We start from the raw sequence: 23,076 nt of genomic DNA on the forward strand, positions 1-23,076 counted from the left end.
GATCAAATCACCGGGACGGATGGTCCGCGTTGGCGAGGTTGGTATCGGAGCGCAACCCGAGGATCCCGTTGGCATGCAGAGCGGATCAGCGTGCGCCGCACCGAGATTGACCGATGTCGTCCCGATCGAACTCAATATCGCCACGGCAATTGCCGCTGAACGCAGTGCGCGCCTGTGTGATAGCCCGAACATGTCTATACCCCATTCCCCCGTCGGCCATGTGGGCCGCGTAGATCGTTCACTGTGTGATCGCTGAGAAGTATGGGTGTGGGGAAGGTTCGATCGCAAGTTAACTGATCGAATATGCCAGGGGCACAGCATAATTCGCTAAGAAGCATGTCAATGCGGGTCTTCAGCAGCGAATACTCACATTTCGTAGCGTGTCCGCTCGCATTGATGTCTCAGTGGCCGGGTTCGGCGTCGACGGGCGACGCCGAGCGGGTTTCGATGGGGGGCGTGCCTATTTCGCCGGTGAGGTAGCGCTGGATGGTGGGTGCGATCGCGGTGATCAGGCCTTCTTGGGGGTGGGTGGCGATCGGGTCGAGTTCGATAACCTTGCGGGCCATCAGCAGCCCGATCATCTGTGACGCGGCCAGGGTAATCCGCAGGCGGGCATCGTCTTCGGGCGTCGCGATGCGCTGACGTACCCGTTCGAAGACGACCTCGAGCAGAAACGTGCGGGCCAGCGCGTTCTCCCCGCCCGCGATGATGCTGCGCGCCATGGCGACGATGCCGGGGCCCGCGGGGGAGTCCCAGAGGCCGAGGACGCCGCGCAGGATGGCTTCGCCGAGACGGTCCAGCGGGGCGGAATCGATTGTCCGCAAAATGATTTCGGGGTCGACCGGGAGCTGGACGACGGCGGCGAACAACCCCTGCTTGGTCCCGAAGTAGTGGTGCACCAGTGCGGGATCGACGCCGGCGTCGCCCGCGACGGCGCGGATGGAGGTCTTGTCGAAACCCCCTTCCGAGAACCGGTCCCGCGCCGCCCGCAGAATCGCCTCGCGCGCACCGGACTGGCCAGGTCGGCGCCCGCTGCGGGCGGGACGGTCCTCGTTGGTCGCCGTCACGGAGTGCGCCGCCGTAGCGTCGCCGCGCCGAGGCACAGGGCGACGATCGCGAAGCCCGCGACCACCGCGAGGTCGCGCCACATCGCGCCGGTCGCGTTCGGGTGCGTCGAAACCTGTTGCAGCGCATCGACGGCGTAGCTCAGCGGCAGTACATTGCTGATCGCCTCCAGCCAGCCGGGCAGATCACCGCGCGGAACGAGCAAGCCGCACAGGAAGATCTGCGGCGCAACCACCACCGGCATGAACTGCACCGCCTGGAACTCGGTGCGCGCGAACGCACTTGCCAGCAGACCCAACGCCACACCGCAGACCGCGTCGACCATCGCGATCAGCACCACCCAGCCGGGACTGCCCGCCGAGTCGAGGCCGAGCAGACCGAACGACACCAGACAGGCCACCGCCGCCTGCGCCGCCGCGGCCAGCGAGAACGCGGTGCCGTAGCCGCCGAGCAGATCGAGTTTCGACAGCGGCGTGGTGAGCAGCCGCTCCAGCGTGCCCGAGGTGCGTTCGCGCTGCATGGCGATCGCGGTGATCAGGAACATCACGATGAACGGCAGGATGCCGAGCATGGCGATGCCGATCCGGTCGAACAGCGGTACCGGGTTGAACGGGGTGGTCGGTGTGTCTCGATAGATGAAGTACAGCAACGTCATCAGCACCGCGGGGACCACCAGGATCATCGCGACGGTGCGGTGGTCGTTGCGCAGCTGGCGCAGGATGCGGGTGGTCGTCGCGAGGTACGGGCGAAGGGTGGGAGACCGCCGTGTCGCGGGCTCGAGTGTGCTGGTCATGTTTTGCTGCCTAATGTTCGGCGATGCTGAGGTTTTGGGAGTGTTCATGCCGCATGCCGCGCCGTGATCAGCGTGAGGAAGGCACGTTCGAGGTTCTGTTCGCCGGTCTCGGTGCGCAATTCGTCGGGGCTCAGCTCGGCGAGTAAGTGCCCGTCGCGCATCAGCAACAGTCGATCACAGTGCTCGGCCTCGTCCATCACATGGCTGGACACCACCAAAGTGGTTCCACCGGCCGCCAATTCGCGGAACTGTTGCCAAAGATCCACGCGCAGCACGGGATCAAGGCCGACCGTCGGCTCATCGAGGACCAGTAGCTCCGGCTGGGCGACCAGCGCGCAGGCCAGCGAGGCGCGCGTCTTCTGCCCGCCGGACAGCTGATCGCCGCGCTGATACGCGTGCTCCGCCAGCCCGACCGCGTTGATCGCGTCATCGGTGGCGCCACGCTCGCGCCCGTAGAGCGCGGCGAAATACGCGACGTTCTCGTGCACGCTGATATCGGAGTAGATGCTCGGCGCCTGCGTGACATACCCGATCCGGCGCCGCAGCTCCGCCGCCCCTGCGGGCTGCCCCAGCGCCGAGATCTGTCCGGACTCGATGATCTGAGTGCCGACGATGCTGCGCATCAACGTCGTCTTGCCACACCCCGAAGGGCCGAGCAGTCCGGTGATCGATCCGCGCGGGATGGTCAGCGAAACATCGTGCAGGACCTCGCGCCCGCCGCGGCGCACCGTCAGGTTCTGCACCTCGACCGCAGGTGATGAGGTGTTTTGCGACATGGTCGGCTCAATTCATCGAGTGTTGAATTCACTATGTGATGAATTTAGCGCGAGCATGCCGTGGGGGCAAGGGGTGAATGCTCAACCGCCGAGTTCGGCGGCCGAATCGTGCCCGGCCGTGGCGGTGCGGCGCAGGAAGTCCGCGATCAGCTCGAGTTCGGCCTCGTCTGACAAGCGTTGGCCACTTCGGCGTTTTAGGCTCCTGCGGTGACCAACGAGAGCGCAGAACTGTCCGTCGACGGGGGACAGGTGCGGGCTTCGACGCTGGAGCTGTTCTTCGATCTCGTCTTCGTCTTCACCATCACCCAGCTCACCCACGTGTTCACCCACCACCCGAGCTGGCAGGCGCTCGGCCAGGTGGCGCTGGTGTTCGGCATCATCTGGTGGATGTACGCCGGGTATGTCTGGCTCACCAACGAGGTGGCGCCGAACAGCTCGTCCCGGCGGACCTGGCTGCTGGTCGGCATGTTCTCGTTCTTCGTACTCGCGCTGGCCATTCCGGACGCCTTCCACGGCACCGGGATCGCCTTCGGCATCGCCTACGTCCTGGTGACGGTCGTGCATGCCGCGCTGTTCGTCTCCGGCGGCGGCGCCTCCGCCCGGCGGGCCATCAAACACATGTGGCCCTACAACGCGCTCGCCGCGGCCCTGGTGCTCGCCGGTGGCTTCCTCCACGGCTGGCCGCAATACCTGTGCTGGGGACTGGCGTTCGCGGTCCAGGTGATCAGCCCCTACCTGGTCGACACCGGCGATTTCGTGGTGCGCGCGAGCCACTTCTGCGAGCGCAACGGCCTCGTGGTCATTGTCGCGATCGGTGAGTCCATCGTCGCCATCGGTGTCGGCTTGGCGGGGGTGGACATCACGCCCCAGCTGATCGTCACGGTGTCGCTGGCGTTGTGCCTGGCCTACGTGCTGTGGTGGGCCTACTTCGGCTTCGATGACGAACGCGGGGAACACGCGCTCGCCGCGGTACCCGCCCGCGAGCGTTCCCGGCCCGCGGTGCTCGGCTACGGTTACGCGCTGTTTCCGCTGCTGATCGGCATCATCGTGACTTCGGCGGGCATCCAGATGAGCATCGGGCACGGCAACGAATCCCTCAGCCTCGCCGCCGCGTCCGCACTATCCGGCGGTGTCGCGCTGTATTTCCTCGCGCAGTTCTTCTTCCGGGTCGCCCTGAAACTGCCTCGGCCATGGATGCGGCTGCTCGCGGCCGTCGCCGTCGCCGCGACCATCCCGATCGGCGTGGCGTGGGTGTCGTGGGCGCAGTTGGCCGCGCTCGTCGCGGTGGGCTACATCGCCGTCATCGCCGACGACCTGATCACCTTGCGCACCGGGCAGCACAGCTCCTACGTGTAGGTCGTACAGCCGATACCCGAGTATCGACGCCGCGCGGTAGGTTGTTGCGACCGGCGAGATATGCTCTTCGTCTCGTTGAATGTCCTTCTGTCGCAAGGAATTTCATATGAGAACGAAATCGCTGCTCGGGCTGTTCGCGGCTGTCGTCGGAATGGCGGCGCTGATATCCGCGCCCGCGGCGGCGACACCGGCGCTGCACACCGCGTGCCCGGCGAGCCAGTACCTGAACGTCGACAAGCGGTGCATCCCGCGTCCGCAGCAGGCCGACACCGCGCCGTCGGGGGCGACCGCGCGATGCAAGGACGGCACCTACAGCGAGAGTCAGCACCGCAGCGGCACCTGCTCCGGACACAAGGGCGTCGACGAGTGGCTGGTGGAGTTGCCGTAGCGGTCGTCTTGGACAATGGCGGCTGTGTGTGCCGATGAGCTAGCCGTCGAACCGCCCGTTGCCGCCCGCCGATTGCTGGGCGCCACCCTCTGGTCCGGCTCGGTGGGCGTGCGGATCGTCGAGGTCGAGGCGTACGGCGGCGATCCCGCCGGACCGTGGCCCGATCCCGCGTCGCATTCCGGGCGCGGGCGTACCAAGCGCAACACGGTGATGTTCGGCCCGGCCGGAGTGCTGTACGTGTACCTCAGCTACGGCATGCACACCTGCATCAATGTGACGACCGGGCCGGACGGGATCGCCAGCGCCGCGCTGATCAGGTCCGCTGAGGTGGTAGCCGGGGTGGACGAGGTGCGTGCGCGGCGTCGCACCGCACGCACCGACGCCGACTTGGCAAGGGGGCCGGGCAATCTCGGTGGTGCGCTGGGAATCACGTTGAGCGACTACGGAACTCCGCTATTCGACCCGTCCTCGGTGATTCGACTGGAACTCGGCAAGGCCATTGCCGCCAAGCAGATCGCCAGCGGCCCGCGCGTCGGCGTGAGTACCGCGGCGGACCTGCCGTGGCGGTTCTGGCTGCCGTCCTCGCCCGCGGTCTCCACCTACCGGCGCAGCCCGCGTGCGCCGCGCGCCGAGGCGTCCTGAAAACTTTCTGCTCGGCGGCCGATGAGTTTTTCCGAGGGGCCACGTCCTATCTGGTGAACGCGCTAACACCCAGCGCGACCGACCTGAAGGAACGACATCATGACCGCCATCCCCGCCTCCGCCCCCGCCGCCGACGCCCGCCCAGGCAAGAAGCTGAACCGCGTGCTGTGGACCCTGCAGATCCTGTTCGGCCTGTTCTTCATCATCGTCTCGGGTCTGCCGAAGCTGTACGGCCAGGAAGCCGCCGTGCAGGCGTTCAACGACATCGGCTGGGGCGACTGGTTCCGCTACTTCACCGGCATCGTCGAGGTCGCGGGCGGCATCGGCCTGCTGGTGCCGCGGCTGAGCGGGCTTGCCGCCGCCGGCCTGTCGATCACCACCGTGCTCGCCGCGGCCACCCAGGTGTTCCTGCTCGACGCCGCCGCCCTCGCGCCCTTCCCGCTGGTGCTCGCGGTCCTCTTCGCCTGGATCGCCTACGAGCGGCGCGACAGCATCGTCGCGGTGCGGGAGATGTTGTCCCGCTGAACAATTCGATAACGCGGACGATCGGCGGACTTCGGTCCGCCGATCGTCATGCCGCGTTGTCGGGCAGCCTCACTCCGTAATCGGCTGGGAGAGATCGTCTTCCGCGACCACCTGGTACACGGCGTTCAAGGTCGGTTCGCTCACCAGGTGCTTGATGCGTTCGTAGCGGCGTTCCTCGATCGGAGTGAGGCGCTCCATCCACGCCGGGATGTCGGCGACCTCGGCGTTCTCGATGAGCGCGAGGGTGAACAGCTCGCGGGGGTCCTCGATGTTCAGCGCGCTGAGCATCCGGGTGCGCGGGTCGCCGGGAACGGTCTCGTCGGGGATCCACGCCTTGCGGAAGGTGGCGTAGTCGACATCGTCGTTGAGGCGGCGGGACATGGCTGCGATCAGCATCTTCGGGGGCCTTTCCAGTTATCTTGCAGTGCAAGATAAACCGTAGCCGCCGTTTTCTTGCAGTGCAAGAGAAATCTGCGAGGATGGTCGCGTGGCAGATCGAAGGTCCCGTCCGCGTGCCGGGCTCACCAGGGAAAAGATCCTCGACGCGGCGATCGCGTTCGTCGGCGAACACGGGCTCACCGCCCTGTCCACCCGCAAACTCGGCGCGGCGATGGGCGTCGACGGCATGAGCCTCTATCACTACGTGCCGAGCAAGGCCGCGCTGCTGGACGGCATGGTCGAGCGCCTGCTCGAGCGATCGAAGGGGGAGTTGCTGCCCGACGAGGACCAGCCGTGGCCCGAAGCCATGACCGCGATGGCGCACGCGATGCGCGCGACCCTGCTCGCCCATCCCGCGACCCTCGGCATCCTCGCGACCAGGCCGGTCAACTCACCCGGCGCCTATCGGATTCTGGAATCCGGCCTTGCGGTGATGTGCGATCAGGGCGTGCCGCTCGGCCGGGCGATGGACATCGTCAATGCCCTGATGATGTTCGTCATCGGGCACACCCTCGCCGAGGTCGGCACGACACCCGGCCACGAACAGGCAGACTCCGCGCAGGCCGAGGCGGACGCGGACGCCTATCCACTGCTCGCTGAGTCGCTGGCCACCGGCGCCGGCCTCGACTTCGAATCCCGCTTCACGCTGACCGTCGACATCCTCGTCCGCGGGTTCGCCGCCGCCCCGTAATTCGCTCGACCTGCGGCGGATAACCGCGACACACTGAGGTCCACTCGAGGCACCTACTACCCGTGCGGAAAGATGGGACACCGTGAGCGGCGACATCATCGACGAATTGACCTGGCGCGGACTGATCGCGCAATCCACCGACCTTGACGCGCTGCGCGCTGCCCTGGACGCGGGACGGTTGACCGTCTATGCCGGTTTCGATCCCACCGGGCCGAGCCTGCACGCCGGACACCTGGTGCCACTGCTCGCGCTGAAGCGTTTCCAGCGCGCGGGCAACCGGCCGATCGTGCTGGCCGGCGGCGCCACCGGGCTCATCGGCGATCCGCGCGACGTCGGCGAGCGCACCATGAACTCCACCGACACGGTCGAGGAATGGGCCGGACGCATCCGTTCGCAGCTGGCACGGTTCGTCGACCTGGACGATCCGTCGACCGGCGCGGTGATCGCGAACAACATGGACTGGACAGGGCAGCTGTCCGCCATCGACTTCCTGCGCGATATCGGCAAGCACTTCTCGGTGAACGTCATGCTGGCGCGCGACACCATCAAGCGACGGCTCGACGGCGAGGGCATCTCCTACACCGAGTTCAGCTACATGCTGTTGCAGGCGAACGACTACCTGCAGCTGCGCCGGCAGTACGACTGCACGTTGCAGGTCGGCGGCTCCGATCAGTGGGGCAACATCATCGCGGGCGTCGAACTGAACCGACGGGTCGACAGCGCCCTGGTGCACGGGCTCACCGTTCCGCTGGTGACCTCCGCCGACGGCAAGAAGTTCGGCAAGTCGACCGGCGGCGGCAACCTGTGGCTCGATCCGGAGATGACCAGCCCGTACGCCTGGTACCAGTACTTCGTGAATACGCCCGACGCCGATGTGGTCCGGCAGCTGCGGTGGTTCACCTTCCTGTCGCGAGAGGAACTGGCCGAACTCGAGACGGCAACGGCCGAACGGCCGCACGCGCGAGAAGCGCAGCGCAGGCTGGCCGCCGAGATGACCACGCTGGTGCACGGCGAGGCGAACACCCGCGCGGTGCAGTTGGCGAGTCAGGCGCTGTTCGGTCGCGGCGAGCTGCGTGAACTGGATGAGCCGACGTTGGGTGCCGCGCTGCGCGAAGCCGCCGTCGCCGAGCTGGCCGCGGGGGAGCCGAGCACGATCGTTGATCTGCTCGTCGCCACCGGATTGAGCGAAAGTCGCGGTGCGGCCCGGCGCGCGGTGAACGAAGGCGGTGCGTCGGTGAACAACGAGCGGGTCTCGGATCTGGAATGGACCCCCGCCGACAGCGACTACCTGCACGGGCGCTGGCTGGTTTTGCGGCGCGGAAAGAAGAACCTCGCTGGGGTACTGCGGGCAGGTGCATGAAGATCACGGTGGCTTGAGTCACATCCATGTGATTCAAGCCCCCGGTCGGGCCGAAACCGAGGCTCTGACCTGGGGAAACACCGGCCCGAACGGCGGATTTGACTCTGCGTTATCCGCCGCGTAACTTAGTTCGAGTCAGAGCGACACGGACACCGACCCGGAGCCGAGAAGCACAGCGGAAACGCTGAGCGGATGGACCGGGAAACGAGGTAGTACGAGAGCGCCTGGCCATCAGCTAGAAACCTAAGGTGATCACGCGGACTTGACTCTGCGGGAGATGCCGTTTAGGCTGGAACAGTTGCCTCACGGACGAACCGGTTAGCGCCGGGGATGAAGTGTGTGCGTGTGTTCTTTGAGAACTCAATAGTGTGTCGATGAATGTCAGTGCCAATTATTTAATTGGTTCCGGCCTCTCATACCCCCCGGTTGATGAGGTCGGACATTTAGTCAGCAAATCTTTTTGCTGGCGTTTTATTTTGCTAGATTTTCGGACTCTAGTTTAGATATTTCTGATTCGCTCTTCGGAGTGTGTCAAGAGTCTTCAACGGAGAGTTTGATTCTGGCTCAGGACGAACGCTGGCGGCGTGCTTAACACATGCAAGTCGAGCGGTAAGGCCTTCGGGTACACGAGCGGCGAACGGGTGAGTAACACGTGGGTGATCTGCCTCGCACTTCGGGATAAGCCTGGGAAACTGGGTCTAATACCGGATATGACCATGGGACGCATGTTTCGTGGTGGAAAGATTTATCGGTGCGAGATGGGCCCGCGGCCTATCAGCTTGTTGGCGGGGTAACGGCCCACCAAGGCGACGACGGGTAGCCGACCTGAGAGGGTGACCGGCCACACTGGGACTGAGACACGGCCCAGACTCCTACGGGAGGCAGCAGTGGGGAATATTGCACAATGGGCGAAAGCCTGATGCAGCGACGCCGCGTGGAGGATGACGGCCTTCGGGTTGTAAACTCCTTTCGACAGGGACGAAGCGAAAGTGACGGTACCTGTAGAAGAAGCACCGGCCAACTACGTGCCAGCAGCCGCGGTAATACGTAGGGTGCGAGCGTTGTCCGGAATTACTGGGCGTAAAGAGCTTGTAGGCGGTCTGTCGCGTCTTCTGTGAAAACTTGGGGCTCAACCTTAAGCTTGCAGGCGATACGGGCAGACTAGAGTACTTCAGGGGAGACTGGAATTCCTGGTGTAGCGGTGAAATGCGCAGATATCAGGAGGAACACCGGTGGCGAAGGCGGGTCTCTGGGAAGTAACTGACGCTGAGAAGCGAAAGCATGGGTAGCAAACAGGATTAGATACCCTGGTAGTCCATGCCGTAAACGGTGGGTACTAGGTGTGGGTTTCCTTCCACGGGATCCGTGCCGTAGCTAACGCATTAAGTACCCCGCCTGGGGAGTACGGCCGCAAGGCTAAAACTCAAAGAAATTGACGGGGGCCCGCACAAGCGGCGGAGCATGTGGATTAATTCGATGCAACGCGAAGAACCTTACCTGGGTTTGACATACACCGGAAACCTGCAGAGATGTAGGCCCCCTTGTGGTCGGTGTACAGGTGGTGCATGGCTGTCGTCAGCTCGTGTCGTGAGATGTTGGGTTAAGTCCCGCAACGAGCGCAACCCTTATCTTATGTTGCCAGCGCGTAATGGCGGGGACTCGTGAGAGACTGCCGGGGTCAACTCGGAGGAAGGTGGGGACGACGTCAAGTCATCATGCCCCTTATGTCCAGGGCTTCACACATGCTACAATGGCCGGTACAGAGGGCTGCGATACCGCGAGGTGGAGCGAATCCCTTAAAGCCGGTCTCAGTTCGGATCGGGGTCTGCAACTCGACCCCGTGAAGTTGGAGTCGCTAGTAATCGCAGATCAGCAACGCTGCGGTGAATACGTTCCCGGGCCTTGTACACACCGCCCGTCACGTCATGAAAGTCGGTAACACCCGAAGCCGGTGGCCTAACCCCTTGTGGGAGGGAGCCGTCGAAGGTGGGATTGGCGATTGGGACGAAGTCGTAACAAGGTAGCCGTACCGGAAGGTGCGGCTGGATCACCTCCTTTCTAAGGAGCACTTCTACGCTGGTCGGTTCGAAGAGTCGTTTCGACCGCGTCAGAGACCGTTTGTGTCCCCATTCGTGGGACCGCGGACGCTCATGGGTGGAACGCTGACAACCTCATCGCACTCGGAACGAGCTCAGTCTTGTTCCGCGGTGATATACCGACACACTATTGGGTCCTGAAAGCACAGACGCTGTCTGCACTTTCTGGATATCAAAACAAACGACAAGATCCGGTGGTCACGCAGACCGCATTATTTCTTCGGAGATGGTGGGCATGGTGGTGATCGAAGCCGGGTTTTGTGTGTTGTTTGAGAACTGCACAGTGGACGCGAGCATCTTTGTTAGTAAGTGTTTAAGAGCGTACGGTGGATGCCTTGGCACCAGGAGCCGATGAAGGACGTAGGAGGCTGCGATAAGCCTCGGGGAGCTGTCAACCGAGCTGAGATCCGAGGATTTCCGAATGGGGAAACCCAGCACGAGTGATGTCGTGTTACCCGCATCTGAATATATAGGGTGTGTGGAGGGAACGTGGGGAAGTGAAACATCTCAGTACCCACAGGAAGAGAAAACAATAGTGATTCCGTGAGTAGTGGCGAGCGAAAGCGGAAGAGGCTAAACCATGCACGTGTGATACCCGGCAGGGGTTGCGTGTGTGGGGTAGTGGGGCTCACTTTCTTACTACTGCCGTAGTGAGCGAGAGTCAGAAACCGTTGTGTTAGTCGAAGTGGTCTGGAACGGCCTGTCGTAGAGGGTGAGAATCCCGTAGACGAAAACTCAGCGGCTCTTGTAGTGAGTACCCGAGTAGCAGCGGGCCCGTGAAATCTGCTGTGAATCTGCCGGGACCACCCGGTAAGCCTGAATACTCCCTGGTGACCGATAGCGGACTAGTACCGTGAGGGAAAGGTGAAAAGTACCCCGGGAGGGGAGTGAAATAGTACCTGAAACCGTGCGCTTACAATCCGTCAAAGCCTGTGAGTCATTTGGTTGACTGTGGGTGATGGCGTGCCTTTTGAAGAATGAGCCTGCGAGTTAGTGGCATGTGGCGAGGTTAACCCGTGTGGGGTAGCCGTAGCGAAAGCGAGTCCGAATAGGGCGTTCCTGAGTCGCATGTTCTAGACCCGAAGCGGAGTGATCTACCCATGGCCAGGGTGAAGCGACGGTAAGACGTCGTGGAGGCCCGAACCCACTTAGGTTGAAAACTGAGGGGATGAGCTGTGGGTAGGGGTGAAAGGCCAATCAAACTCCGTGATAGCTGGTTCTCCCCGAAATGCATTTAGGTGCAGCGTCACGTGTTTCACGCCGGAGGTAGAGCTACTGGATGGTCTAGGGGGCCTACAAGCTTACCGAAATCAGCCAAACTCCGAATGCCGGTGTGTGAGAGCGTGGCAGTGAGACTGCGGGGGATAAGCTTCGTAGTCGAGAGGGAAACAGCCCAGATCGCCGGCTAAGGCCCCTAAGCGTGTACTAAGTGGAAAAGGATGTGAAGTCGCGAAGACAACCAGGAGGTTGGCTTAGAAGCAGCCACCCTTGAAAGAGTGCGTAATAGCTCACTGGTCAAGTGATTTTGCGCCGACAATGTAGCGGGGCTCAAGTACACCGCCGAAGCCGCGGCATTCACACAATACGTCCGCACATCTCTACGGGGGTGTGTGCAGCGGTGTGGATGGGTAGGGGAGCGTCCTATAGCCATGGAAGCAGCAGGGTGACCTAGTTGTGGAGGCTATGGGAGTGAGAATGCAGGCATGAGTAGCGAAAGACGAGTGAGAAACTCGTCCGCCGAATGACCAAGGGTTCCTGGGCCAGGTTAATCCGCCCAGGGTGAGTCGGGACCTAAGGCGAGGCCGACAGGCGTAGTCGATGGACAACGGGTTGATATTCCCGTACCCGTGTATCCGCGCCCATGATGAATCAGTTGTGCTAAGTGTCCTGAACTTCCGAGAAGACCTTCGGGTCTCGAGTGGAGGGATGCACATGACCCTGGCTGGTAGTAGTCAAGCGATGGGGTGACGCAGGAAGGTAGCTGGGCCAGTCAGTGGTTGTACTGGTGTAAGCCTGTAGGGCGTGGTGTAGGCAAATCCGCACCGCATATAGCCTGAGAGGTGATGCGTAGCCGATTGAGGCGAATTCAGTGATCCTATGCTGCCGAGAAAAGCCTCTAGTGAGTTGGTACACGGCCCGTACCCCAAACCGACACAGGTGGTCAGGTAGAGAATACTAAGGCGATCGAGAGAACTGTGGTTAAGGAACTCGGCAAAATGCCCCCGTAACTTCGGGAGAAGGGGGACCACAACCGGTGACGGAACTTGCTTCCTGAGCTGGGGGTGGTCGCAGAGACCAGTGAGAAGCGACTGTTTACTAAAAACACAGGTCCGTGCGAAGTCGTAAGACGATGTATACGGACTGACGCCTGCCCGGTGCCGGAAGGTTAAGAGGACCGGTTAGCACTTTTGGGTGCGAAGCTGAGAATTTAAGCCCCGGTAAACGGCGGTGGTAACTATAACCATCCTAAGGTAGCGAAATTCCTTGTCGGGTAAGTTCCGACCTGCACGAATGGCGTAACGACTTCTCAGCTGTCTCAACCACAGACTCGGCGAAATTGCATTACGAGTAAAGATGCTCGTTACGCGCGGCAGGACGAAAAGACCCCGGGACCTTCACTATAGCTTGGTATTGGTGTTCGGTACGGTTTGTGTAGGATAGGTGGGAGACTGTGAAGCGGGCACGCTAGTGTTTGTGGAGTCATCGTTGAAATACCACTCTGATCGTATTGGACTTCTAACCTCGGACCATGATCTGGTTCAGGGACAGTGCCTGGTGGGTAGTTTAACTGGGGCGGTTGCCTCCTAAAATGTAACGGAGGCGCCCAAAGGTTCCCTCAGCCTGGTTGGCAATCAGGTGTCGAGTGCAAGTGCACAAGGGAGCTTGACTGTGAGAGCGACAGCTCGAGCAGGGACGAAAGTCGGGACTAGTGATCCGGCACCGGCAAGTGGAAGCGGTGTCGCTCAACGGATAAAAGGTACCCCGGGGATAACAGGCTGATCTTCCCCAAGAGTCCATATCGACGGGATGGTTTGGCACCTCGATGTCGGCTCGTCGCATCCTGGGGCTGGAGTAGGTCCCAAGGGTTGGGCTGTTCGCCCATTAAAGCGGCACGCGAGCTGGGTTTAGAACGTCGTGAGACAGTTCGGTCTCTATCCGCCGCGCGCGTCAGAAACTTGAGGAAGGCTGTCCCTAGTACGAGAGGACCGGGACGGACGAACCTCTGGTGTGCCAGTTGTTCCGCCAGGAGCACTGCTGGTTAGCTACGTTCGGAAGGGATAACCGCTGAAAGCATCTAAGCGGGAAGCCTGTTCCAAGATGAGGTTTCTCACCACCTTCGAGTGGTTAAGGCCCCCCACAGACCATGGGGTTGATAGGCCAGAACTGGAAGCCCGGTAACGGGTGTAGGTGACTGGTACTAATCGGCCGAGGACTTACCAACAAAGAAGCTACGCGTCCACTGTGCAGTATCTGAAACAACACACGATCCGTGTTCACGGGTTCGAGGTGGGGTTTCAGGGGCCGCAGGCCCCTGAGATTTACCCCCATTGGTGAACCTGGGACACGGAGTGTGACAGTTTCATAGAGTTACGGCGGCCATAGCGGCAGGGAAACGCCCGGTCCCATTCCGAACCCGGAAGCTAAGCCTGCCAGCGCCGATGGTACTGCACTCGACAGGGTGTGGGAGAGTAGGACACCGCCGGAACATCCTTCACGATAGGGGACCCAGATTCTGGGTCCCCTATCGTCGTTTCAGCACCTTGACGTGCCAAGACGACATCGCTTGCGACTGCTTGCAGGACGCTCGCAAAGATCAGCCGTGTCAGGCCCCCACCAAGACACGTGATTGAATTTGTGGGGCCCCGACCACTCTTGCGGACCTCAGAAAGGGATCACCGTGTCGGAACAGAACGACGACCGGAAGTCCTCCGGGCGCGGCGAGGGATCCGATCGCCCAGCTCAGGGCGGCGGTGGGGCCGACAGCGACTCCTCCAAAACCCGCCAGGACCGTGAAAGCGGCCAGCGCGGCGGCTTCAAACGAAGCAACGACTCCAACGACCGCGGCTCCGCCCAGCGCGGTACCTCCGGTGACCGGACCGACTCGGGCGAGCGCGGTGGATACCAGCGCCGCGAGGGCTCCGGCGAGCGAGGCGGCTTCAATCGCCGCGGCGACGCCGGTGCCTCAGGCAGCGCCAACCGTAGTGGCGACTCGGACAATCGTGGCGGCGCCAACCGCAGCGGCGGTTCCGGCGATCGCGGTGGTTTCAACCGCAGCGGTGACTCCAATGAACGCGGCGGGTTCAACCGCAGCGGTGGTTCCGGCGACCGTGGCGGGTTCAACCGCAGTGGCGACTCGGGCAACCGTGGTGGTTTCAACCGTGGTGGTGACTCCAACGATCGCAGTGGCTCGAGCCATGACAGTGCGTCCGGTGACCGCGGTGGCTTCAAACGCAGCGGCGACTCGACCGGGCGTAGCGATTCCAGCCGTGGAAGTTCCAGCGAGCGTGGCGGTTTCAACCGCGGCAGTGACTCGGGCGGCCGCGGCGGTTTCAATCGCAGTAGCGACTCCGGCGATCGCGGTGGGTTCAATCGCAGCGGTGGTTCCAGCGATCGCGGCGGTTCCAACCGTGACGGTGGTTCCGGTGATCGCGGCGGCTTCAATCGCAGTAGTGGTTCCGGCGACCGTGGCGGATTCAACCGTAGTGGCGGCAGCTCCGGTGATCGCGGCGGATCTTCGGGCGATCGCGGCGGTTTCAATCGCGGCGGTGATTCGGGACGTAGCGGTTTCAATCGCGGCGACTCGACCGGGCGTAGTGATTCGGGCCGTGGAAGTTCCAGCGACCGTGGTGGATTCAATCGCGGCAGTGACTCGGGCGACCGTGGCGGTTTCAACCGCAGCGGTGGCTCCAGCGATCGTGGTGGATTCAATCGCAGCGGTGGCTCGGGTGATCGCGGCGGGTTCAACCGTGGTGGCGACTCGGGTGGCCAGCGTGATTCCGGTGATCGTGGCGGTTTCAAGCGCGGTGGTGATTCCGGCGGACGCGGTGGGTTCGACCGGGGTAGCGATTCGCGGGGTAGCGGATCGGACGATCGGCGTCGCGGCGGTGAGGGTGCTCGCAGTGGTGCCGGTGGCGACCGTTCGCAGGATCGGCGTCCGCCGCGTCCTGAGGAGCCCGATCTCCCCGATGACGTGCAGCCGACCGATCTGGAGCCCGCTGTCCGCCGCGACCTGCTGAGCCTGGACAAGTCCAACGCGGAAGCCGTGGCGCGCCATTTGGTGATGGCGGCCAAATTGATCGACGACGACCCACGCCTTGCCCTCGCGCACGCTCGTGCCGCACGGCAGCGCGCGGGCCGCATCGCGGTCGTTCGCGAAACCGCGGGCGTCACCGCGTATCACGCGGGCGAATGGGCCGAAGCTCTCTCCGAGCTGCGCACCGCCCGCCGCATGTCCGGCGGCTCCGGCCTGCTCGCGGTGATGGCAGACTGCGAACGCGGCCTAGGCCGCCCCGAACGCGCCATCGAACTCGGCCGCAGCGACGAGGCCCGCGCCCTGACCGGTGACGAAGCCACCGAACTGCGCATCGTCGTCGCGGGCGCCCGGATGGACCTCGGCGAATACGACCAGGCCGTGGTCACTCTGCAAACCTCCGAACTCGACCCGTCGCGCACCGGCTCCGCCGCTGCCCGCCTCTTCTACGCCTACGCCGACGCCCTCGTCGCCGCAGGCCGCACCGACGAGGGCCTGACCTGGTTCCTCAACGCGGCCTCGGCAGACCTCGACGGCGAAACCGACGCAGAAGAACGCGCCGAAGAACTGACCGGCCCCACCCACCCCGGCGACAACCTAGAGCTATAACCCCAGCCAACCCCCTGCATATCCGTTGGGCAACTTCGCATATCAGCTTCGCCCCTCACATACCCACCAGTTAGCTGGCCGAGGTGTGCGAGGGAGAGTAGCTGTGCGAAGTCCGGCAGTGGCCGTCGAAGCATGACGACCAGTTTCCTGGATTGCTGGGCGGTTCAGCAGGATTCGCTGTTCGTCGGGGGTTGGACTCTTCGGCGGAATGCTCACTAGCCTTGCGTGGACCGCGTATTGTTCTCGTGGCGCGAAATCGCTACGGGTATGCCGACTTCGGTGGGCGTGGCCGATCAAGCGAGACGGGTCAGCGATACGTTCGGGGACGTCCGATTTCAAGGAGATTCACGATGAGTAGTGTCCGGGTCACTGTATTCGTCGGCTTGGCTGCCGCCGCGTTGACCGCGATGGGTGCCGCATCGGCCAACGCCGAGCCGTCCAACTACGGCCAGCAGGCCAAGGCCGCTTGCGAACAAGCGGGCCTCGAATACACCGAGAGCATCAACCTGCCCGGCGGCGTGGCCGCCACGGCGACCTGCCACAAGACCGGCGAAGACACCGTCCAGTTCGTCCCGATGCCCAAGGACACGGACTGCTCCATCCCCGGCATCATGTCGCCGAAGGCAGGCAAGGCCGACGGCGCAGGCAACTGCGTCACAAGCTGATTCACCCCACCGCGTCCTAGAACTAGACGTGGCGAGCGGGACATGACGGTGCGGTACCCCACGATCTACCGCCGTCATGTCCCAATGGCCACCCCTATATGCCATCCGCCACAACTGATCTCGCTGGCACATGGGTAACTCCCCGGGTACCGGCTAACCCAACTTGCCACAACACCGCCGGCCGCCAACGCAACCCTCCCCGCACCTCAGCCTGGCCTGAATACGCGGAGAGGCGGACGAGCTTCCTGTCGGTCCGCTGGCGTATTGTTCGGATGTCTCGGACCGGCGAGGGCAACCGCCTCGGCGGGGCGGAGTTCGGCACTGGGCCGATCGGTGACACGGAGAGTGGTGTGGGACGGCTACGAGATCGGTACGAAGCGTTGCTGCTGGATCTGGACGGCACCCTGTACCGCGGCGACGCGGTGATCGAGGGTGCGCCGGCGGCGTTGGCCGACGATGGGCCCGCGCAGCGGCTCATGTACGTCACGAACAACGCGAGCAGGGCGCCGGAGACGGTCGCCGCACATCTGACGCGGCTCGGCTTCCGCGCGACCACCGATGAGGTGGTGACGAGCGCGCAGGCCGCCGCGCGACTGCTCGCCGAACGGCTCGAGCCGGGCGCGGACGTGCTCGTTGTCGGCACCGACGATCTGGCCGCCGAGGTGACCGCGGTGGGTTTGCGTCCGATCCGCCGCTTCGACGGCACCCCGCCCGCCGCTGTCGTGCAAGGACATTCGCCGCAGACCTGCTGGGCCGATATCGCCGAAGCGGCATACGCCCTGCGCGCGGACGCGCTGTGGGTCGCGGCCAACACCGACAAAACCCTGCCGACCGAGCGCGGCCTCGGGCCGGGCAACGGGTCGATGGTCGCGGCCTTGCGCACCGCCTCCGATCGCGAACCGATCGTGGCGGGCAAGCCCTACGCGCCCCTGCTCGAAGACGCGCTCGTGCGCGCCGGAACCCGCAGCGCACTGGTGGTCGGCGACCGCCTCGACACCGACATCGAAGGCGCGAACGCTGTCGGCCTCGAATCGCTGCTGGTATTGACCGGCGTCAGCACCCTCGACGAGCTGAAAGACGCGTCCGCGGAGTTCATTCCTACTTACGTCGCGGATTCGCTGGACGCGCTGAACTATCCGCCGATACCGGCCGAAACGGACATGGATCCGAGCGACCTCGCCGCGGACCTGGCCGACCGGTTGCGGCGCAACCCGGGACGAGCCGTGACGGTACGCGCGTCTGGTTCGGAAATCCGATAGCGTTGACGCCACGATGACTACTCCCATGCCCCGCCCCACCGGCCCAGGTATGCCCGGCGCGAACGGCCCCCGCCCCGGGGCCCCGCTGCCAGGCCAGCATCTGCCTGGCGCGCCAGGGCGCCCGGAGCCGGCCGACCCGGAGCGCATCCGTAGCGAGATCGACGGCCTGCTCACCGAACTCGCCACGCGCACCAGCTGGCCGGGCTCACCGACCGCGGCCGAGGGCGCCGAGTCCGGCACGGACATCACCCGCCGCGCGCGCATCCTCGAGCAGGCACACGACGTGCTCGTGCAGGCACTGGCCACGGTGGACAAGATCTGAGGTGGCCAGACGCGCGCGCGTTGACGCCGAACTGGTTCGCCGCGGATTGGCGAGATCGCGGGAACACGCGGTCGAGCTGATCGGCGCCGGTCGCGTCCTGATAGCTGGAACGGTCGCCGTGAAACCGGCGACCGCCGTCGAGGCGGGCACACCGCTGCTGGTCCGTGAGCAGCCCGACGAGGTGTCGTGGGCTTCGCGGGGCGCGCACAAGCTACTCGGCGCCCTGGAGGCGTTCGAGCCGGCCGGGCTCACCATCGCGGGTAAGCGCTGCCTCGATGCTGGTGCGTCGACCGGCGGTTTCACCGACGTGCTGCTCTCGCGCGAGGCCCGCGAGGTGATCGCGGTGGACGTCGGCTACGGCCAGCTGATCTGGCGGCTGCAGAACGACGACCGGGTGCGCGTCGTCGATCGCACCAACGTGCGCAGCATCACCACCGAAACCATCGGCGGCACAGTCGAATTGGTCGTCGGTGACCTGTCGTTCATCTCGCTCGGCCTTGTCCTGCCCGCGCTGGCCGCGTGCACCGCGCCCGGCGGTGACCTGCTGCCGATGGTGAAGCCGCAGTTCGAGGTCGGCAAGGATCGTGTCGGCACCGGTGGCGTGGTGCGTGATCCGGCGTTGCGCGCCGAAGCGGTCCGCGAGGTCGCCACCGCGGCCGCGGCGCTCGGCCTGCGCACCGAAGCCGTAGTGGCGAGCCCGTTGCCTGGCCCGTCGGGCAATGTCGAATACTTTGTGTGGCTGCGCAAGAACGGGCAGCCGGAAGACGATGGTGAGCGAGTCGCTGCTCTCGTCGAGCGTGCGGTTGAGGAGGGTCCAGAGTGAACGCGCCGACCAGGTCCGGTGGCCGGGAGATCCTGCTGGTTGCGCATCCGGGCCGGGCGGAGATCATCGAGACCGCCCACCGGGTGGCGAAGATCTTCGCGGACGCGGGCATCTGCCTGCGGGTGCTCGCCGATGAGGCCGTCGACACCAGGTTCGAGGCCGAGCCGGGCGGTTACCCGGTGCGGGTGGTCGAACACGGCCCGGAAGCCGCCGTCGGCTGCGAGATCGTGCTGGTGCTCGGTGGTGACGGCACCTTCCTGCGTGCCGCCGAACTCGCCCGCCCGGCCGGGGTGCCGGTGCTGGGAATCAACCTGGGCCGCATCGGTTTTCTGACCGAGGCCGAGGCCGAGAATCTGGATGACGCACTGGCACACGTGGTTCGGGGCGACTACCGCATCGAGCAGCGGATGACCATCGACGTCACCGTCAGGGTGGACGACGTTGTGGTGCAGACCGGCTGGGCGCTCAACGAGGCGAGCATCGAAAACGCCTCGCGGACAGGCGTGCTGGAGTTGGTGCTGGAGGTGGACGGGCGGCCGGTGTCGGCGTTCGGCTGCGACGGCATTCTGATCTCCACCCCTACCGGCTCGACCGCGTACGCGTTTTCCGCGGGCGGCCCGGTGGTGTGGCCGGAACTCGAAGCGCTGCTGGTGGTTCCGAGCAACGCGCACGCGTTGTTCGCGCGGCCGCTGGTGGCGAGCCCGGAGTCGAGGATCGCGGTGGAATGCGTGGCCACCGGTCACGATGCGATAGTTTTCCTGGATGGCAGGCGCAGCATCGAGCTGCCACGCGGCAGCCGCCTGGAGGCAGTCCGCGGCGCACAACCGGTGCAGTGGGTGCGGCTCGATTCCGCGCCGTTCGCGGACCGGATGGTGCGCAAGTTCCAATTGCCCGTGACAGGCTGGCGTGGCCGACGGCGAACGGAGAGCAGCCCGGGTACGGCAGCCGGCGGGGTGGGTGAGGACTAGTGCTGACAGAGATCAGGATTGATGGCCTTGGCGTTATATCGACGGCCACTGCGCAATTCCACGAGGGTCTCACTGTTCTCACCGGCGAGACCGGTGCGGGTAAGACCATGGTGGTCACCAGCCTGCACCTGCTGAGCGGTGCGCGGGCCGACGCGGGCCGGGTGCGGCTAGGTGCCGCCCGTGCGGTGGTGGAGGGCCGGTTCACCGTCGACGACGTCAACGACGCCGCGCGCGCGGAAGTGGCGCAGGTGCTGGAATCGGCTGCGGCCGAACAGGATGACGATGGCAGCATCATCGCGATCCGCACGGTCGGTAGCGACGGTCGTTCCCGTGCGCATCTGGGCGGGCGTGGCGTGCCTGCCTCGGTGCTCGCCGATTTCACCGCGCCGCTGCTGACGGTGCACGGCCAGAACGATCAGCTGCGGTTGCAGCGCCCCGATCAGCAGTTGTCCGCGCTGGACCAGTTCGCCGCCGAGACCGTCGGACCGCTGCTGCGCAAATACGGTGTGCAGCGCCGCTCCTGGCTGGACGCACGCACCGAACTGCTCGAACGGACCGCGCGCAGTAGGGAATTGGCGCAGGAGGCGGACCGGCTGCAGCATTCGCTTTCCGAAATCGACGCCATCGCACCGGAACCCGGCGAGGACGTGCGCATCGTCGACGAGGTGCGCAGGCTCAGCGATCTCGATTCGCTGCGCGAGGGCGCGACGACCGCGCACGACGCGCTCGCCGGTCCCGTCGATTCGCCCGAAGAGGGTTCCGGCGCACTGGAATTGCTCGGCGCCGCGCTCGCCCGCATCGACTCGGCCGACGATCCCGCGCTGACCGCGCTCGGGCCTCGGCTCGGCGAGGCCATCGCGGTGGTGGTGGATCTGACCACCGAACTCAGTGGCTACCTGTCGGATCTGCCCTCGGATCCCGGCGCCCTTGACTCGCTGCTCACCAGGCAGGCCGAGCTCAAGTCGCTGACCCGCAAGTACGCGCCCGATATCGACGGCGTGATCGCCTGGGCGGACGACGCGCGCGCCCGGCTCGGCTCGCTCGACGTGTCCGAGGAGACCCTGGCGGCGTTGGCGGCCGAGGTCGATATCGCGGCCGAGCGGGTCAGGGAGGCGGCGCGCAAACTGAGTGCCGCGCGTAAGAAGGCGGCGGGCAAGCTCGGGTCGGCGGTGAGTGCCGAATTGGGTGGTCTGGCAATGGGTAAGGCGCGGCTCGAGGTCGAGGTGCGTCCGATGCCAGCGGGTCCGCAGGATTCCGCGCCGCTGACCATCGACGGAAAAGAACTGCACGCCGGGTCATCAGGCATCGACGAGGTGGAATTCCGGTTGTCCGCGCACTCGGGTGCGCAGTCACTTCCGTTGAGCAAGAGCGCATCCGGCGGTGAGCTGTCGCGGGTAATGCTCGCCCTCGAAGTGGTGCTCGCCAGCTCCGATCACGGCGCGACCATGGTGTTCGATGAGGTAGATGCGGGCGTCGGCGGCCGCGCGGCGGTCGAGATCGGCCGCAGGCTGGCCCGCCTCGCGCGCACCCACCAGGTCATCGTGGTAACCCACCTGCCCCAGGTCGCCGCCTTCGCCGACACCCACCTGGTGGTCGACAAGTCCGACGACGGCAAGGGCAAGGTCAACAGCGGTGTGCACGCCCTGACCAAAGACGAGCGTGTCATCGAATTAGCCCGCATGCTGGCCGGTTTGGACGACACCGAGACCGGCCGAGCCCACGCCGAGGAACTCCTCGACCTCGCCCGCGCGGAGAAGTCCGGAGCGACGGTCTGACAGTCGCCTGCGGTCCAATGTCATCGATGCCATCATCACGGCGGAGACCGGTATCGAGTCGTGGCGGGAAGCCTATGGGTGCCGACTCGGCTGCGGTACCCGCCGCCCGGTAAGAGCGACTAGGGCTTGTTTCATAAGTCGGGGCATCGGAGCCACTGGTTGATGGCGGCGATGTGGATCGTGGCCAGGTAGCGGACGGCGAGTTTGTCGTATCTGGTTGCGACAGCACGGTGTTGCTTGAGCTGGTTGATGCCGCGTTCGACAGCGTTGCGGTTTCGGTAAGCCTCGGAGTCGAAGGCCGGTGCCCGACCGCCGGCCGAGCCGCGGTTACGGCGGTGAGCCACCTGGTCACCCGGGATTGCGATGGTGGCTTTGATCCCGCGTTGGCGCAGGTAGGCGCGGTTGGCGCGGGAGGAGTAGGCCTTATCGGCCAGGACCCGATCTGGTCGGACCCGCGCCCTGCCCAGTCCGAGGCGTGGCACTCGGATCGAGGCGAGCACGGCGGCGAAATGCGGGCTGTCACCGGCTTGGCCGCCGGTCAGTAGCAACGCCAGAGGCCGTAGGCCCTGCTCACAGGCCAGGTGCAGTTTCGTGGTCCATCCGCCACGCGAGCGACCCAGCGCGTGGTCGGCGGGTTCGACTTCGACCCCGCCGGGTGGATGTTTCTGCCCGTCGCCGTCGCGGCGGGCGCCAGCGGCGTGCTGGTGGGCCCGCATGATGGTGGAGTCCACACTGATCTGCCAGATGATCGCGCCGACAGCATCAGCGAAGGCCTGCAACATTTTCAGGATCAAGGCCCACCTCCCGCCACGCTGCCAGCGCCGGAACAGCCCATAGATCGTCTGCCACTGCCCATACCGCACCGGCACATCCCGCCACGGCGTGCCGGTGCGGGTCCGCCACCGGATCCCGTCGATGAGCTGCCGTTTCGTCCACTTCGGCGGACGGCCCGCCTTCACACCACGGGGCAGCAACGGCTCCAACCGCGCCCACTGGGCATCGGTCAGATCCGCACGCCCCGCGACCGATACGCTGGTCACGAGGTCTCCGGTATTCAAGGTTTTGCTTGGTCGCTAAACCCCTTTACCGGAGACCTCCCTCGCATCAGGTCACCAACACGCCAACCACCGCAACAACTTTCAGCTCATCTGCGCTGCCCCAGCACTTATGAAACAGGCCCTAGCGCACGCCTTCTATGCCGCCTCGATGAGAGACTGCTGGCGCTCGCGCGCTGAGAAGGTCGGCGCGACTGTCAAGCGCAGTCGCACGCCTTC

General features: G+C 64.6%; 17 protein-coding genes, 3 rRNA genes and 1 pseudogene. 16 read left to right on the plus strand and 5 right to left on the minus strand.

What is annotated here, in order from left to right:
• Positions 1 to 401 precede the first annotated feature (401 nt).
• The 3 genes from OG203_RS40770 to OG203_RS40780 are packed head-to-tail and all read right to left on the minus strand — an operon-like array spanning position 402 to position 2,634.
• Positions 402 to 1,067 carry a TetR family transcriptional regulator gene (locus tag OG203_RS40770; protein WP_405162527.1) on the minus strand — a complete coding sequence of 222 codons (666 nt, stop codon included), beginning with the start codon at positions 1,065 to 1,067 and terminating at the stop codon, positions 402 to 404.
• Positions 1,064 to 1,858 (minus strand): ABC transporter permease, encoded by a 795-nt coding sequence (locus OG203_RS40775; protein WP_405162528.1) that lies wholly within the window; start codon positions 1,856 to 1,858, stop codon positions 1,064 to 1,066. Before OG203_RS40775 ends, OG203_RS40770 begins: the two co-directional genes overlap by 4 nt.
• A 44-nt stretch (positions 1,859 to 1,902) precedes the next feature.
• Positions 1,903 to 2,634 carry an ABC transporter ATP-binding protein gene (locus tag OG203_RS40780; RefSeq protein ID WP_405162529.1) on the minus strand — a complete coding sequence of 244 codons (732 nt, stop codon included), beginning with the start codon at positions 2,632 to 2,634 and terminating at the stop codon, positions 1,903 to 1,905.
• Between the two features lie 207 nt (positions 2,635 to 2,841).
• Here OG203_RS40780 and OG203_RS40785 point away from each other — a divergent pair, with 207 nt between their 5' ends.
• The 4 genes from OG203_RS40785 to OG203_RS40800 all read left to right on the plus strand — a co-directional run bounded on the left by OG203_RS40785 (position 2,842) and on the right by OG203_RS40800 (position 5,545).
• Positions 2,842 to 3,990, plus strand: coding sequence for a low temperature requirement protein A (locus OG203_RS40785; RefSeq protein WP_405162530.1), 1,149 nt, complete (start codon positions 2,842 to 2,844; stop codon positions 3,988 to 3,990).
• Positions 3,991 to 4,096: 106 nt separating this feature from the next.
• Complete coding sequence (locus OG203_RS40790; protein WP_405162531.1) at positions 4,097 to 4,378, plus strand: DUF3761 domain-containing protein; 282 nt, start codon at positions 4,097 to 4,099, stop codon at positions 4,376 to 4,378.
• A gap of 15 nt (positions 4,379 to 4,393) precedes the next feature.
• A complete protein-coding gene (locus OG203_RS40795) occupies positions 4,394 to 5,020 on the plus strand; it encodes a DNA-3-methyladenine glycosylase (protein WP_405162532.1) in 627 nt (208 codons plus the stop codon).
• Positions 5,021 to 5,119: 99 nt separating this feature from the next.
• Complete coding sequence (locus tag OG203_RS40800; protein ID WP_405162533.1) at positions 5,120 to 5,545, plus strand: DoxX family protein; 426 nt, start codon at positions 5,120 to 5,122, stop codon at positions 5,543 to 5,545.
• Positions 5,546 to 5,614: 69 nt separating this feature from the next.
• Here the strand turns inward: OG203_RS40800 and OG203_RS40805 are convergent, their stop codons facing one another.
• On the minus strand, positions 5,615 to 5,941 hold the full coding sequence (locus OG203_RS40805) for a hypothetical protein (protein ID WP_405162534.1): 327 nt from the start codon (positions 5,939 to 5,941) through the stop codon (positions 5,615 to 5,617).
• Between the two features lie 91 nt (positions 5,942 to 6,032).
• Between OG203_RS40805 and OG203_RS40810 the strand changes: the two genes are divergently transcribed.
• The 12 genes and pseudogenes from OG203_RS40810 (at position 6,033) to recN (ending at position 21,802) form a co-directional block, all read left to right on the plus strand.
• Positions 6,033 to 6,674 (plus strand): TetR/AcrR family transcriptional regulator C-terminal domain-containing protein, encoded by a 642-nt coding sequence (locus OG203_RS40810; RefSeq protein WP_405162535.1) that lies wholly within the window; start codon positions 6,033 to 6,035, stop codon positions 6,672 to 6,674.
• A gap of 82 nt (positions 6,675 to 6,756) precedes the next feature.
• Positions 6,757 to 8,034 (plus strand): tyrosine--tRNA ligase, encoded by a 1,278-nt coding sequence (gene tyrS / locus OG203_RS40815; RefSeq protein WP_405162536.1) that lies wholly within the window; start codon positions 6,757 to 6,759, stop codon positions 8,032 to 8,034.
• Between the two features lie 541 nt (positions 8,035 to 8,575).
• A 16S ribosomal RNA gene (locus tag OG203_RS40820) occupies positions 8,576 to 10,092 on the plus strand.
• A 341-nt stretch (positions 10,093 to 10,433) separates the two neighbouring features.
• Positions 10,434 to 13,572 (plus strand): 23S ribosomal RNA (locus tag OG203_RS40825).
• A gap of 147 nt (positions 13,573 to 13,719) precedes the next feature.
• A 5S ribosomal RNA gene (gene rrf / locus OG203_RS40830) occupies positions 13,720 to 13,836 on the plus strand.
• The 16S, 23S and 5S rRNA genes sit together here, the layout of an rRNA operon.
• Positions 13,837 to 14,943: 1,107 nt before the next feature.
• Positions 14,944 to 15,990 (plus strand): annotated as a pseudogene (locus tag OG203_RS40835) (tetratricopeptide repeat protein); the annotation flags it as partial.
• Between the two features lie 350 nt (positions 15,991 to 16,340).
• Positions 16,341 to 16,655, plus strand: a complete 315-nt coding sequence (locus tag OG203_RS40840) for a hypothetical protein (RefSeq protein WP_405162537.1) — start codon at positions 16,341 to 16,343, stop codon at positions 16,653 to 16,655.
• Between the two features lie 350 nt (positions 16,656 to 17,005).
• Entirely contained in the window at positions 17,006 to 17,914 is a 909-nt protein-coding gene (locus OG203_RS40845; RefSeq protein WP_405162538.1) for an HAD-IIA family hydrolase, read from the plus strand.
• A 13-nt stretch (positions 17,915 to 17,927) separates the two neighbouring features.
• Positions 17,928 to 18,236 carry a hypothetical protein gene (locus tag OG203_RS40850; RefSeq protein ID WP_405162539.1) on the plus strand — a complete coding sequence of 103 codons (309 nt, stop codon included), beginning with the start codon at positions 17,928 to 17,930 and terminating at the stop codon, positions 18,234 to 18,236.
• Position 18,237: 1 nt separating this feature from the next.
• Positions 18,238 to 19,059 carry a TlyA family RNA methyltransferase gene (locus OG203_RS40855; RefSeq protein ID WP_405162540.1) on the plus strand — a complete coding sequence of 274 codons (822 nt, stop codon included), beginning with the start codon at positions 18,238 to 18,240 and terminating at the stop codon, positions 19,057 to 19,059.
• Positions 19,056 to 20,027 carry an NAD kinase gene (locus tag OG203_RS40860; RefSeq protein WP_405162541.1) on the plus strand — a complete coding sequence of 324 codons (972 nt, stop codon included), beginning with the start codon at positions 19,056 to 19,058 and terminating at the stop codon, positions 20,025 to 20,027. Before OG203_RS40855 ends, OG203_RS40860 begins: the two co-directional genes overlap by 4 nt.
• Positions 20,027 to 21,802, plus strand: coding sequence for a DNA repair protein RecN (gene recN / locus OG203_RS40865; protein WP_405162542.1), 1,776 nt, complete (start codon positions 20,027 to 20,029; stop codon positions 21,800 to 21,802). The genes OG203_RS40860 and recN overlap by 1 nt, the downstream gene beginning before the upstream one ends.
• Positions 21,803 to 21,933: 131 nt before the next feature.
• On the opposite strand, the gene OG203_RS40870 is transcribed toward recN, so the two are convergent.
• A complete protein-coding gene (locus OG203_RS40870) occupies positions 21,934 to 22,842 on the minus strand; it encodes an IS5 family transposase (RefSeq protein WP_405162543.1) in 909 nt (302 codons plus the stop codon).
• Between the last annotated feature and the right edge of the window lie 234 nt (positions 22,843 to 23,076).

Source organism: Nocardia sp. NBC_01499 (assembly GCF_045040275.1).
In the GTDB taxonomy this organism is placed as follows: Bacteria; Actinomycetota; Actinomycetes; order Mycobacteriales; family Mycobacteriaceae; genus Nocardia.